At 71.8% G+C, this 13163-nt stretch carries 12 protein-coding genes; all 12 read right to left on the bottom strand.

Going from position 1 to position 13163, the window contains the following annotated elements:
• Positions 1-82: 82 nt before the first annotated feature.
• A complete protein-coding gene (locus QFW96_RS02005) occupies positions 83-1381 on the bottom strand; it encodes a bifunctional 3,4-dihydroxy-2-butanone-4-phosphate synthase/GTP cyclohydrolase II (protein ID WP_281453726.1) in 1299 nt (432 codons plus the stop codon).
• Positions 1378-2037, bottom strand: coding sequence for a riboflavin synthase (locus tag QFW96_RS02010; RefSeq protein WP_281453727.1), 660 nt, complete (start codon positions 2035-2037; stop codon positions 1378-1380). The genes QFW96_RS02005 and QFW96_RS02010 overlap by 4 nt, the downstream gene beginning before the upstream one ends.
• Positions 2038-2079: 42 nt before the next feature.
• Positions 2080-3114 (bottom strand): bifunctional diaminohydroxyphosphoribosylaminopyrimidine deaminase/5-amino-6-(5-phosphoribosylamino)uracil reductase RibD, encoded by a 1035-nt coding sequence (gene ribD, locus QFW96_RS02015; RefSeq protein WP_281453728.1) that lies wholly within the window; start codon positions 3112-3114, stop codon positions 2080-2082.
• A 35-nt stretch (positions 3115-3149) separates the two neighbouring features.
• Positions 3150-3830 (bottom strand): ribulose-phosphate 3-epimerase, encoded by a 681-nt coding sequence (gene rpe / locus QFW96_RS02020; RefSeq protein WP_281454024.1) that lies wholly within the window; start codon positions 3828-3830, stop codon positions 3150-3152.
• Positions 3831-3944: 114 nt separating this feature from the next.
• Positions 3945-5330 (bottom strand): amino acid permease, encoded by a 1386-nt coding sequence (locus QFW96_RS02025; RefSeq protein ID WP_281453729.1) that lies wholly within the window; start codon positions 5328-5330, stop codon positions 3945-3947.
• A gap of 219 nt (positions 5331-5549) precedes the next feature.
• Complete coding sequence (locus QFW96_RS02030; RefSeq protein WP_281453730.1) at positions 5550-5957, bottom strand: OsmC family protein; 408 nt, start codon at positions 5955-5957, stop codon at positions 5550-5552.
• A gap of 119 nt (positions 5958-6076) precedes the next feature.
• Positions 6077-6520 carry a nucleoside deaminase gene (locus tag QFW96_RS02035; RefSeq protein WP_281453731.1) on the bottom strand — a complete coding sequence of 148 codons (444 nt, stop codon included), beginning with the start codon at positions 6518-6520 and terminating at the stop codon, positions 6077-6079.
• Between the two features lie 17 nt (positions 6521-6537).
• Positions 6538-7947, bottom strand: a complete 1410-nt coding sequence (locus QFW96_RS02040; protein ID WP_281453732.1) for an RsmB/NOP family class I SAM-dependent RNA methyltransferase — start codon at positions 7945-7947, stop codon at positions 6538-6540.
• Entirely contained in the window at positions 7944-8867 is a 924-nt protein-coding gene (gene fmt, locus QFW96_RS02045; RefSeq protein WP_281453733.1) for a methionyl-tRNA formyltransferase, read from the bottom strand. Before fmt ends, QFW96_RS02040 begins: the two co-directional genes overlap by 4 nt.
• Positions 8868-8869: 2 nt before the next feature.
• Complete coding sequence (gene def, locus QFW96_RS02050; protein ID WP_281453734.1) at positions 8870-9415, bottom strand: peptide deformylase; 546 nt, start codon at positions 9413-9415, stop codon at positions 8870-8872.
• Positions 9416-9508: 93 nt separating this feature from the next.
• Positions 9509-11293, bottom strand: a complete 1785-nt coding sequence (gene ggt / locus QFW96_RS02055; RefSeq protein ID WP_281453735.1) for a gamma-glutamyltransferase — start codon at positions 11291-11293, stop codon at positions 9509-9511.
• Positions 11294-11566: 273 nt separating this feature from the next.
• Complete coding sequence (locus tag QFW96_RS02060; RefSeq protein WP_281453736.1) at positions 11567-13150, bottom strand: putative glycoside hydrolase; 1584 nt, start codon at positions 13148-13150, stop codon at positions 11567-11569.
• Between the last annotated feature and the right edge of the window lie 13 nt (positions 13151-13163).

Below are 13163 nucleotides of genomic sequence, written 5' to 3' on the forward strand. Positions count from 1 at the left end.
GCGTGTGGAGGTTGCTTGTGGCTGGGTTGCTTCACGGTCCCCTGAGATGCGGTTTCGAGGGCTCCTGCTGCTTTACCGAACCTCATGCCGTGACCCCGGAATCCCCAGCGATCGACGAGTCCTCGCCGTCGTCCAGATTGTCCAGGACGTGGCCCATGCGGTCGCGCTTGGTCCGCAGGTAGCGGATGTTCTCCGGGTTCGGGCGGATCGGCAGCGGCACGCGGTCGACGATGCGCAGCCCGTAGCCCTCCAGGCCGATGCGCTTGGCCGGGTTGTTGGTGAGCAGCCGCATCGACTTGATGCCCAGGTCGCAGAGGATCTGCGCGCCCTGGCCGTAGTCGCGGCTGTCCACCGGCAGGTCCAGCGCCACGTTGGCGTCGACGGTGTCGGCGCCGTCGTCCTGCAGCTGGTAGGCCTGCAGCTTGTGGATCAGGCCGATGCCGCGTCCCTCGTGGCCGCGCATGTAGAGCACCACGCCGCGCCCGGCCTCGGCGACCTTCGCCATCGCCGCGTCCAGCTGCGGGCCGCAGTCGCAGCGCAGCGAGCCGATGACGTCGCCGGTCAGGCACTCGGAGTGCACCCGCACCAGGATGTCCTCGCCGTCGCCGATGTCGCCGTAGACCATCGCCAGGTGCTCGATGCCGTCCAGCGTGCTGTCGTAGCCGACCGTCCGGAACGTGCCGTGCACGGTCGGGATGCGGGCCTCGGCCACCCGCACGACCTGCTTCTCGAAGCGCCGGCGGTAGGTGATCAGGTCGGCGATGGTGATCAGCGCCAGGTCGTGCTCGTCGGCGAAGACCTCCAGCTCGTCGCGGCGGGCCATGTCGCCCTCGGACTTCTGGCTGACGATCTCGCACAGCGCGCCCGCCGGGCGCAGACCCGCGAGCCGAGCCAGGTCGACCGACGCCTCGGTGTGGCCGGGACGGCGCAGCACGCCGCCGTCGCGGGCGCGCAGCGGCACCACGTGGCCGGGCCGGGTGAGGTCCTTCGGCGTGGCATCGGCGTCGGCCAGCACCTGGAGCGTCTTCGCGCGGTCGGCGGCGGAGATGCCGGTGGTCACGCCCTCGGCGGCGTCGACGGTGACCGTGTACGCGGTGCCCTTGCGGTCCTGGTTGGAGTGGTACATCGGCGGCAGGTCGAGCCGGTCGCAGTCCTCGGCGGGCATGCCGACGCAGATGTAGCCCGAGGTGTAGCGGACCATGAAGGCCACCAGCTCGGGCGTGGCCTTCTCCGCGGCGAAGATGAGGTCGCCCTCGTTCTCGCGGTCCTCGTCGTCGACGACGACCACCGGCTTGCCGGCCGCGATGTCGGCCAGCGCCCGCTCGATGGTGTCGAACTTGTTCGTGCTCACCGTTTCCGAAACCTCGTCCTCGGGGTTCATCGCGCCTCCCTGATGCCGCCATTGTCCCCCGTCACCGCGGGTCCACCAGCGCTCTGCGCGGCCAGCTGAGCTGCGGAGAGCCGCTCCAGGTGCTTGGCCAGCACATCCACTTCGATGTTCACTTCGTCACCCGCGGCGCGTCGGCCGAGGGTCGTCAGGTCCTTGGTGGTGGGGATCAGCGCGATGGAGAACCGCGCGGGCTCCCCGTCGACGACCTCGACGACGGTCAGCGACACGCCGTCGACGGTGATCGACCCCTTCTCCACCAGGTAGTGCGCGAGGTGCCCGGGCAGGTCGAACGAGGTCAGCCCGGTGGCCTCGTCGGTGCCGCGCAGCACGGCCGTGCCGTCGACGTGGCCCTGCACGATGTGCCCGCCGAGGCGCTCCCCCAGCGCCATCGCGCGCTCCAGGTTGACCCGCTCACCTGCGGCGATGTGCTTGAGCGATGAGCGGCGCAGCGTCTCGGAGACCACGTCGACGGTGAAGCGCCCGCCCTCGGTGGTGACCACGGTGAGACAGACGCCGTTGACCGCGATCGAGTCGCCGTGCTTGGCGTCCTGGGTGACCACCGGACCGCTGATGGTCAGCCGCGAGCCGTCCTCCAGGGGCTCCACGGACTCGATGGTGCCGAGTTCCTCGACGATCCCGGTGAACACTGCTGCCTCCTGCCTGCCCTGCGAGCCCCGCTGCCCGCGACTTCAGTCCTGCGGAGCGGCGCTGATCGGGACGGCGCTGATGCGCACGTCCGGGCCACTCATCGTCGTCTCTTCGATTCGCAACCGCCATGCCTGCGAGATGCTTCCCACGCCCGCATCTCCCAGCGCGGCGGGTCCCGATCCCAGCAGCGCGGGGGCGACGTAGGCCAGCACCCGGTCGACCAGGCGCGCCCGCCAGAAGGCCCCGGCCAGGGTCGGCCCGCCTTCCAGCAGCACGTCGACCACGCCGCGGCGGGCGAGCTCGGCCAGGGCCGCGGCGGGGTCGCCACCGGGCAGCCGGACGGTCTCGGCGGCGGCGTCGAGGACCCGGGACCCCGGCGGGATCTCGCGGTCGCCGATGACCACGCGCAGCGGTTGCCGGTCCAGCAGCGCTCCGCCCGGGTCGCGGGCGGTCAGCTGCGCGTCGTCGGCGAGGATCGTGCCGGTGCCCGCGATGATGGCGTCCATCGCCGCGCGCACCCGGCCCACCTCGGCCCGCGACTCGGCGGAGCTGATCCACTTGCTGGTGCCGTCCGCGGCCGCCGAACGTCCGTCCAATGTGGCCGCGTACTTCCAGGTTACATGCGGGCGTCCGGTGTGGACGAAGTGCAACCAGGCCCGCAGCGGCCCTTTCGCGACCTCGTCGCGGAGCAGACCACTGTGGACGTCGACTCCGGCGGCGCGCAGCACTTCGGCGCCGCCCGCGGCCGACGGGTTCGGATCGGAGACGGCGTGCACGACGCGGGCCACCCCGGCGGCCCGCAGCGCCTCGGCGCACGGCGGGGTGCGGCCGGTGTGCGCGCAGGGTTCGAGGGTGACCACGGCGGTGCCGCCCTGAGCGCGCGATCCGGCTTCGCCCAGGGCGTTGACCTCGGCGTGCGGGCCGCCGGGCGGGCTGGTGGCGCCCGTTCCGGCGACCTCGCCGCGCGCGTCGAGGATCACGCAGCCCACGGGCGGGTTCGGGCTGGTGGTACCCCGGACCCGCTCGCTGGCCGCGATCGCGGCGCGCATCGCCCGCGCTTCGACCTCAGCGGTCATGGCGTGCTCCTCGGGCGATGCGCGGCGGTGGTGTTTCAGGCCCGGGCGCGGGCGAAGGCCGGGGCGGCGAGGCCGCGCAGGGCCTCGATGGCCTCGGCCGGGTCCTTGCCGTTGTAGACGGCCGAGCCCGCCACGAAGCAGTCCACACCGGCCTCGGCGGCCTGCTCGATGGTGTCGGCGTTGATGCCGCCGTCGATCTCCACCAGCAGCTTCAGGTGACCGGTGTCGACGAGCTTCCGGGCCTTGCGGACCTTGTCGAGCACGTCGGCGATGAACTTCTGGCCGCCGAAGCCCGGCTCGACCGACATCACCAGCAGGGTGTCGTAGTGCTTGAGGACCTCGACGTAGTCGTCGAAGTTGGTGCCCGGCTTGATCGCCAGACCGGCCTTGGCGCCGGCGGCGCGCAGGTCCTTGGCGAGGTTGACCGGGTTGTGCGCCGCCTCGACGTGCACGGTGACGTTGTGCGCGCCGGCCTCGGCGTAACCGGGGGCCCAGCGGTCGGGGTCCTCGATCATGAGGTGGCAGTCGATCGGGATGTCGGTCGTCTTGAGGATGGACTGCACGACCGGCAGGCCCAGCGTGAGGTTCGGCACGAAGTGCGCGTCCATCACGTCGACGTGGAGCCAGTCGGCCCGCTTGCCGGGCTCTCCGCCGACGGCGGAGATCTCGTCGGCGAGCCGGGCGAAATCTGCGGAGAGGATGGAAGGCGCGATCATCGGCTGGTTCGACACATGCGCGAGTTTAGATCCCACCGGCCGCGCTCACCCCCACGCCCTCCTCCGACGGTCGCGTCCCCGTGACGAACGGTCGCGGGGACGCGCCTTTCTCGGTCAAGCCCGCTGCTTGCGGTTGATCGCGTAGTAGGCGATCGCCAGCACCACCAGGAAGGGGACGCCCGCCTTCCACGCGGTGTTGAACTGCTCGGTGAACGGGGTCGTCAGCAGCACGGCGGCCACGAACAGCATCGCCAGCACGGTGGTGACCGGGGCGCCCGGCAGCCGCACCGGGGAGGGGTCCAGGCCCTGGGCGGCGCGACGGCTGCGGAACACCAGGTGCGAACCGAAGATCATCAGCCACACGAGCAGCGCCGCGAACAGCGCCAGGCCGATGAGCAGCGGGAACGCGCTCTCCTCGGTGAACACCGCCAGCGCGGCGGCCAGCGCCAGGCCCGCCGCCGAGAGCACCAGCGCGCGGCGCGGGACGCCGTTGGCGCTGACCCGGGCGAACCACTTCGGCGCGTAGCCGTCGAGCGCGAGCGAGTGGGTCATGCGGGCGGTCAGGTAGAGGTTGGTGTTCATCGCCGACAGGGCGGCGGTGAGCACCACGAAGTTCATGATCCCGGCCGCGGCGGGGACGCCGACCATGCTGAACAGGCGCACGAACGGGCTCTCGGTGACGTCCTCGGAGGAGGAGACCTCGTTCCACGGCAGGATCGAGACGACCACGAGCATGCCCATCACGTAGAACAGCGCGAGCCGCAGCACGGTGCTGCGCGCGGCGCGCGGGACGTCGCGGGCGGGGTCCCGGGACTCGGCGGCGGTCATCGACACCGCCTCGGTGCCCAGGTAGGAGAAGGTGACCACGGTCAGCGCGAGCCACACCGCGCCCAGGCCGTTGGGCAGGAAGCCGCCGTGCTCGGTGAGCGCGCCGACGCCGGCGGGCTCGTGACCGGGCAGGCCGAAGAGGATGTAGATGATGCCGAGGCCGACGAACACCACGATGGTGACGACCTTGATCATGGCGAACCAGTACTCGAACTCGCCGAAGAACCGCACGGCGGCGAGGTTGATCGCCAGCATCACCACCGAGAAGCCGACGACGGGGATCCACAGCGGCAGTTGCGGGTACCAGAACTGCAGGTAGAGACCGGCGGCGATGACCTCGCTGCCGATGTTGACGACCTGCGCGGCCCAGTACATCCAGCGCGAGACGAAGCCCGGCAGACCGCCGAGGTGCTCGCGGATGACGGCGCCGAAGCCACCGGCCTCGGGCTGCACGACGATCATCTCGGCCAGCGCGTAGGCCAGCGCCAGCGCGGCGAAGGCGGCCACGGCGTAGGCGATGATCACCGCGGGCCCGGCGATGGAGATCGCCAGCCCGGAGCCGAGGAACAGTCCCGTCCCGATGGCCCCGCCGATGGCGATCATCCCGACCTGGCGCCCGGACAGCGCCCGGCGCAACCCGGACCGCTCGGCCGGTGCGGTGTCCTCAACCACCTGAACTGCCTCCTGCTCGTCGCCGACCTTCAAACGCCCGAGCACCTTACGACGCCCCTCCGCTCCAGCGGCCCCACGGCTACCGAAGCGTTGCCTCCGGTGGGTTCAGCGCCGGGAAGGTGACGGTTTTAGCCATAATTGACCGGGCAAAAAGGACATTGATCATGGGCAATTTTGGCTAAAACCGTCACCACTGCGGACCGCGCCGCCCCCGGGAGATCAGCTGGGGAGGGTGAGGGTGATGGGGGTGGACTCCTCGACGGAGCGGCTCACCGTGCAGTAGTTCTCGATGGCTCGCCGGACCGCGCTGAGGAGCTTGTCGCGGTTGTCGACGTCGTCGAGGTCGGCTTCGAGGGAGACCTGGATCTCGGCGAACTTGTGGTCGTCGCCGGGGTTCTTGGTGCGGTCGGCGTGCGCGACGAGCTTCGCGTCCTCGCCGATGCGGCGGACGAAGAGGTTCTCGCTCGTCACCGCGGAGCAGGCGGCGACGGCCGCGAGCAGCAGCTCACCGGGGGTGAACGCGCCGGGCGCCCCGTCCCGCCCCACGGCGACCTCGGCGCCGCGCGAGTTGGTCGCGGTGAACGTGTGCTCGCCGGTGCGAGTCACTTCGACCGGAGTGGAGGACATTGCGAACCACCTTCGAAATCGTCGACTGCCCCGGCAGAACCACCGCGACCGTCCCGTTGTTCCCGCCGGAGGGGCCCGTTGTTCCCGCCCGAGGGGCCCGTTGTTACCGCCGTAGGGGCTCAGCCCTCCCCGATGTCCTCGTTCCAGAGGTGGGGGTGGGTGGCGATGAAGTCGGCCATCATGCGGGTGCAGCCGGGGTCGTCGAGGACGACGACGTCGACGCCGTGCTCGGCGAGCCAGTCGTGTCCGCCGTGGAAGTTGCGGGCCTCGCCGATGACGACCCGCCCGATGCCGAACTGCCTGATCAGACCGCTGCAGTACCAGCACGGCGAGAGGGTCGTGACCATCGTCGTGCCGCCGTAGGAGCGCTGCCGCCCGGCGTTGCGGAAGGCCGCGGTCTCGCCGTGCACCGACGGGTCGTCGTCCTGCACCCGCCGGTTGTGCCCGCGCCCGAGCACCTCGCCGTCGGCCCCGATCAGCGCGGCGCCGATGGGAATGCCGCCGGAGGCCAGCCCCGCCTCGGCCTCGGCGATCGCGACCGCCAACCAGTCCCGGTAGTCCACTTCAGAGCGCTCCTTCGTCACACCCGGAAGAGGGCGCAGAACATCGCGTCGGTGCCGTGCTTGTGCGGCCACAGCTGCACGCCCGGCCCGTCGCCCAGGTCGGGGACGTCCGGGAAGTGCTCGCGCGCGTCGAGCTGGGTGACGCCGGTGCGCCGGACGACGTCGGCCACCACGCCCTCGGTCTCGGGCAGGTGCGGCGAGCACACGACGTAGCCGACGATCCCGCCGGGCCGGGTGAGCTCGATCGCCGAGATGAGCAGTTCCCGCTGCAGCTTGGTCAGCTCGCCGACGTCGCCGGGCTGACGGCGCCAGCGCGCCTCCGGACGTCGCCGCAGCGCGCCGAGCCCGGTGCAGGGCGCGTCGACCAGCACCCGGTCGAAACCCGGTTCCAGGCCGGGAGAACGGCCGTCGGCGGTGTGCACGGTCACCGACAGGCCCTCGGTGGCCTTGCGCACCAGGTCTGCTCGGTGCGGCGCCTGCTCGACGGCGTCGAGCGTCCCGCCGTCGAGGGTGACCAGCGCGCCCAGCAACCCGGCCTTGCCGCCGGGCCCGGCGCACAGGTCCAGCCAGCGCAGGTCGGAACCGGAGATCTCGGGCTTGGTGACGGCGAGGCTGACCAGCTGGGACCCCTCGTCCTGCACGACGGCGAAGCCCTCCTGCACCGGCTCCAGGTCACCCGGGTCACCGGCGCCGGCCTCCAGCCGCACGCCGTAGGGCGAGTAGGGCGCGGGGTCGCCGCCGGTGATGGCGGCGAGCTCGTCGGCGCTGATCTCGCCGGGCCGCGCGGTCAGGTGCACCGCCGGGCGGGTGTCGTCGGCGGCCAGCGCGTCCTCCAGCTCGTCGAGCCCGAGGGCGTCGGCGAACGCCTGCGCGATCCACTTCGGATGCGCGTGCTTCATCGCGAGGTGGCCGACGGGGTCCTCGGCCCGGTCCGGGGCGATCTGCTCGACCCACTGCTGCTCGTCCTTCTCGGCCGCGCGCCGCAGCACGGCGTTGGCGAAACCGGAGAGCTTGGAGCCGTTCTCGAACCGGACGATGTCCACAGTGGAGGCCACTGCGGCGTGCGCGGGGATGCGGGTGCGCAGGATCTGGTACACCCCGACGCGCAGCGCGTCGAGCAGCTTCGGGTCCATTTCGGACAGCGGGCGAGTGCTGCACTCGCCGATCACCGCGTCGAGCAGGCCCTGGGCCCGGCACGCGCCGTAGGTGAGCTCGGTGGCCAGCGCCGCGTCCCGGCCGCTGATGCGCCGCTGCTGGAGCAGCGGTGGCAGCGCGAGGTTGGCGTAGGCGTCGCGCTCGCGGACCGCGCGCAGCGTCTCCACCGCGACCAGCCGCACCGGGTCGACGTCCACCGGTCGCGGGTTGGCCTTGCGCTGCGGCGGGCGGGCCTTCGACGGGCGGTTGGGCCGTCGGCGGCGTTCAGTCACTGGAGCTTGTCTCCTTGCTCGATGCGGGTTCCGCGCGCCCAGTCGGTGGCGGCCATGCGCTTCTTGCCCGCCGCCTGCACCTGGCCCAGCGCGACGGCGGTGGTGCCGGTGCCGACGAGGACCCGGCGCTTCTCGGTCTTGATCTCGCCCGGCTGCAGCTGCTCGTCGGTGACGGTGACGGGGCCGAGCTTGAACCGCTCCTCCCCCAGCCACGCCCACGCGCCGGGCTCGGGCGTGACGGCGCGGATGAGCCGGTCGACGGCCGCGGCGGGCGCGGTGAAATCGACCTTGGCGTCCTCGACGGTGACCTTGGGCGCGTAGCTGACGCCGTCGGCGGGCTGCTCCTCGGCGCGCACGCTGCCGTCCTCGATGCCGTCGAGCGTGGCCGACAGCAGGTCGGCACCCGAGATCGACAAGCGTTCCAACAGCTCACCGGCGGTGTCGGTGGCGCGGATCTGCTCGGTGACCACGCCGAAGACCGCTCCGGCGTCGAGCTCGCGGACGATGCGGAAGGTGCTGGCCCCGGTGATCTCGTCGCCGTGCCGGATCGCGGCCTGCACCGGTGCGGCACCGCGCCAGGCGGGCAGCAGCGAGAAGTGCAGGTTGACCCAGCCGTGCCGCGGGATCGCCAGCGCCTCGTCGCGCAGCAGCGCGCCGTAGGCGACGACCGGGCAGCAGTCGGGGTCGATCTCGCGCAGCCGCGCCAGGAACTCCGGGTCGGAGGCCTTGGCGGGGGTGAGGACCTCGATGCCGCGCTCGTCGGCGAGCGCCCCGACGGGCGAGCGCACGAGCTTGCGGCCGCGCCCGGCGGGCGCGTCGGGCCGGGTCACCACGGCGGCGACCTCGTGCCGGTCGGAGTCGATGAGCGCCTGCAGCGCGGGGACGGCGGGCGCGGGCGTTCCGGCGAAGACCACGCGCATGCTCAGCGGCCTCCGAACAGCGGGTGCGGGTTCTGCTTGATGACCGGGGTGGCGCCGTCGAACCAGGGGGACTGGCGGATCTCGCGCATGGCGGCCTTGCGGGTCTCCTCGTCGAGGCGGTCGAGGAACAGCACGCCGTCGAGGTGGTCGGTCTCGTGCTGGATGCAGCGCGCCAGCAGATCGGTGCCCTCGACCTCGACGGGCTCTCCGTGGAGGTTCCAGCCGCGCGCGACGACGTGCTGGGAGCGCAGGCAGTCCCAGGACATGCCGGGGATGGACAGGCAGCCCTCGGGCCCGAGCTGGCCCTCACCGCCGACGGCGGTCCAGGTGGGGTTGATGAGGTGCCCGGCGAAGCCGTCGCAGTGGTAGGTGAACACGCGCAGGCTCACGCCCAGCTGGGGCGCGGCGAGCCCGGCTCCGCCCTGGTCCTCCATCGTGTCCCAGAGGTCCTTGACGAGAGTGCGCAGCTCCTTGTCGAAGTCGACCACCTCGTCGGCCTTGGTGCGCAGGACGGGGTCGCCGAAGAGTCTGATCGGCTGGACGGTCACCTGGTCTCCCTCACGTCGACTACGACCCGACGAGTCTAGTAGCCGGACGCGCGCCCCGGCCGACCGCCGCACCCGCGGCCGGGGCGCGATCGGTCAGGGAGCGGGCAGGACCACTCCGGCCGAGCCCCCGCCTCGGCGGTGGCGTTCGGCGGCGGCGAGCCAGCGGCCGTCGGGGAGGCGTTCGACGCCGGTGGCGGCGCCGATCTCGTCGGTGGGCTCGAAGCGGTGGCCGAGGGCTTCGAGCTTCGCGGTCTCGGGCTGGGCGAGGAAGGCGGGTTCGGCGTCGGTGGTGGCGCTGTTGCGCTGCGAGGCCCGGGGTTCGGCGATGGCGTCGACGAGCGACTGCCCGCGGTCGAGACGACCGGTGAGGGTCTGCAGGACGGTGGTGATGATCGTCGCCCCGCCCGGGCTGCCGAGCGCGAGCGCGGGTCGGCCGTCGCGGAGCACGATCGTCGGGCTCATCGAGCTGCGCGGCCGCTTGCCCGGCCCCGGCAGGTTCGGGTCGGGCACGCCCGGGGTGACCGGGGTGAAGCTGAAGTCGGTGAGCTCGTTGTTGAGCAGGAAACCGCGGCCGGGCACGACGATGCCGCTGCCGCCGGTCTGCTCGATGGTCAGCGTGTAGGACACGACGTCGCCGCGGGCGTCGGCGACGGTCAGGTGCGTGGTGTTGGGCCCCTCGTAGGGCTCGCCACCGCCCCGGCCACCGGCGCAGCCCTGCGGGGAGGCGGGATCGCCGGGAGCGACGGGCGCCGGCAGGGCGGCGTCGTCGCTGATCAGGCACTCGCGGGATGCCGCGAACTCGTCGCTGAGCAGTCTCTCGGTGGGCACGTCGGAGAACGCGGGGTCGCCGACCCACCGGTTGCGGTCGGCGAAGCCGAGCTTGCTCGCCTCCAGGTAGCGGTGCAGGTAGCCGGTCTTGTCGGCGGCGGCGAGGTCGGAGCGCTCCAGCACGTTGAGCGCTTCGCCGACGGTCGTGCCGCCGGAGCCCGACGGCGCCATGCCGTAGACGTCGAGACCCCGGTAGCCGGAGTGCGTCGGTTCCTGGTCGAGGACCCGGTAGTCGCGCAGGTCGCCGGTGGTCATCGCCCCTGGGCGCACGTGCCGTCCGGACGCGGGGTCGACGGGCGGCTGGTTGACGGTGCGGACGAGGTCGGCGCCGATGTCGCCGGAGTACAGCGCGTTCACGCCCTCGTCGCCGAGCCGCCGGTAGGTCTCGGCGAGGTCGGGGTTGCGGAACGCGCTGCCGACGGCCGGAGGCTGCCCGCCGGGCAGGAACAGCGCGCGGGTGGCCGGGAACGCGCTGAACCGCTCCTGGTTGTCGGCGGTCTGCTCGCGGAAGGTGTCGTCGACGACGAAGCCGTCGCGCGCGAGGTCCTCGGCCGGGCGCAGCACCTCGTCGAGGTCCTCGCGGCCCCAGCGGTCCAGGGCGCGCTGCCAGGTCAGCGGCGTGCCGGGCACGCCGACGCCGAGCCCGCTGGTGACGGCGTCGTCGAACGGGATCGGCTCGCCGTTCTCCAGGAACAGGTCCTCGCCCGCCGCCGACGGCGCGGTCTCGCGGCCGTCGATGGTCTCGACGCGGCCGGTCGAGGCGTCGTAGTGCACGAAGTACCCGCCTCCGCCGATGCCCGCGGAGTAGGGCTCGGTGACGCCGAGCGCGGCGGCGGTGGCCACGGCCGCGTCGGCCGCGGTCCCGCCCCGGCGCAGGACTTCCAGGCCCGCCCGGGTGGCGTCGGGGTCGACGCTGGAGACCGCGCCGCCGAACCCGACGGCCTCGGCCTGCTTCGGCGGTTCCGGTTCCGCCTGGGCCACCGGGATCACCGGTGCCAGCAGCGCGCACGCGCCCAGCGCGCTCACGCCCACCCGGGTGCTCGACCTCATCTGTCCTCCTCCTGGTGACGACGACGGGCCGTTCACCTCCCCCGACCGAAGGCGAACGACCCGTCTCCTCAACTAAGACCTGTCTGGAACTGCGGCGTTAGCCGGTGCTTCAAGTGTGGGACTCAGCTTGCACCGCCGCGGGTTCTGACACGTCTTCTGGCGAGTACGCCGCGACGCCGTGTATGGCATACATCAGGAGTGGCGCACGGAGTTCAGAAGGCGTGTCAGGTTCCGCTACCCGCACCGCCAAGCAGAAGGACCACATGACAGTCCTCAGCCCATCGGTGCGAGAGCCGCGTCGTGGTAGCGGCAGTTCGGCGCCCACAGCAGGAAGGAGTTCATGCCGTTGCTGCGGGCGGCGTCGATCTGCGCCGCGACCTCTCCCGGACCGTAGGACACCCCGAGGCTGAAGTCCTGCAACCACGGGATGATCTGCACGTCCGTGCCCTCGACGGCCTTGGCGAACGCCCCGAGGGAACGGGCCACGATGTCGTAGGGCTGGCTGTTGGGGTTGCCGACGCCGAACTCCCCGGCCGCCCAGTGCGACGGGTAGACCATCGGCGCGATGTAGTCGACGTAGTGCGACATCTGGCGGATGTCCTGGGCGATCTCGGTGGGCCGGTCCACGGCGATGCCGAACACCGACGCGCCCAGCAGCGCCCCGCGCGAGCGGACCTCGGTCTGCGACTGGCGCAGGAAGTCGGCGATGGCCGCTTCCGGCGTGCCGACGAGGTTCGGGATCCGCATCTCGTTCATGTGGCCGTCCGGCCGGCGCACGTAGTCGTAGAGCACGTCGTCGAAGCCCAGCTGCGCGGCCTCGGCGGCGATGTCGACGTTGTACTGGCGCACCACCGGGTCGGCGAAGTTGGTGAAAGCGAACTGCCCGTAGCCGCTGGACCAGGGCGAACCGCCCGAGGTCTGCACGACGCGCTCGGGGTGGCCGCCGTTCCAGGAGGCCGCGCCCAGAACCGGGTCCTTGAACGCCACGAGCCGGCCGACGACGCGGACGCCCATGCCGTGCAGCTGGTCGAGGGTCTGGCGGGCGTTGTAGTAGCCCTTGACGGCGCCGATCTGGTGGGCCATCGGGACCGCGGAGTCGTAGACGACCTCGCCGCTCTCGTCCTTGAGGTCGAGCTCGACGGTGTCGATCTTGCCCTGGCGGGCCATCTCCAGGATCGGTTCGCGCAGCGAGTCGCTGGTCCAGGCCATGCCGGTCACGTGCACGGCGCGCATCCCCGGGTGCTTGATGTGGACCGTCATGGCGCGCTCGGTCCGGTTGCCCGCCGCGTCGGTGGCCACCACCTCGACATCCCGATCTGGCTTGTCGACCACGACGCTGAACGCGCCCTGCGGATCGGTGCTGACCTGCTTGCCCGCGACCTCGACGCGCTCGGCACCGTGCGCCTTGCCGGTGACGGTGACCGGGCGGTTCGGCCCGTCCGGGCGCAGCGAGTCGTCGACCTGGAGGTCGGGCGGCGTGCTGTCCACAGTGAACTCGTGACTCGTGGTGTCTGAACCGAGCCAGGAGATGCTCCGCGGGGCTTCGACGGCGAGTTCGTGCGAACCGTCCGGAAGACCGGCAGGAGCCAAGGTCAGACCACCCGGGACCTGCCGCGCAGCGACTTCCCGCCCGTCGATCGTGATCTTGGCGTTGTTCACGCCCCGGATACCGACTTCGGCATTGGTGTTCACCGGCTGAGCCAGACCGGTGATTTTCACGTCCTCAGTGGACAGGGTGCGTAACAGGAGGAAACCGAAGAGCAGCACCAGTGCGGTACCGACTCCGATCACCACGTACTTGGGCGTTCCGGCGCTGATGGCCTTGATGCGGGCGCGCGCTGAAGCAGCATCCGACATCGGTTTCGCCTCC

Origin of the sequence: Saccharopolyspora ipomoeae, assembly GCF_029952525.1 — a bacterium.
In the GTDB taxonomy this organism is placed as follows: Bacteria; Actinomycetota; Actinomycetes; order Mycobacteriales; family Pseudonocardiaceae; genus Saccharopolyspora; species Saccharopolyspora ipomoeae.

What these genes read in the sequence shown, in the direction of transcription:
- QFW96_RS02005 (WP_281453726.1), bottom strand. Translation starts at nt 1,381, where the DNA reads ATGAACCCCGAGGACGAGGTTTCGGAAACGGTGAGCACGAACAAGTTC.
- ribD (WP_281453728.1), bottom strand. Translation starts at nt 3,114, where the DNA reads ATGACCGCTGAGGTCGAAGCGCGGGCGATGCGCGCCGCGATCGCGGCC.
- rpe (WP_281454024.1), bottom strand. Translation starts at nt 3,830, where the DNA reads ATGATCGCGCCTTCCATCCTCTCCGCAGATTTCGCCCGGCTCGCCGAC.
- QFW96_RS02030 (WP_281453730.1), bottom strand. Translation starts at nt 5,957, where the DNA reads ATGTCCTCCACTCCGGTCGAAGTGACTCGCACCGGCGAGCACACGTTC.
- fmt (WP_281453733.1), bottom strand. Translation starts at nt 8,867, where the DNA reads ATGCGCGTGGTCTTCGCCGGAACGCCCGCGCCCGCCGTCCCCGCGCTG.
- ggt (WP_281453735.1), bottom strand. Translation starts at nt 11,293, where the DNA reads ATGAGGTCGAGCACCCGGGTGGGCGTGAGCGCGCTGGGCGCGTGCGCG.
- QFW96_RS02060 (WP_281453736.1), bottom strand. Translation starts at nt 13,150, where the DNA reads ATGTCGGATGCTGCTTCAGCGCGCGCCCGCATCAAGGCCATCAGCGCC.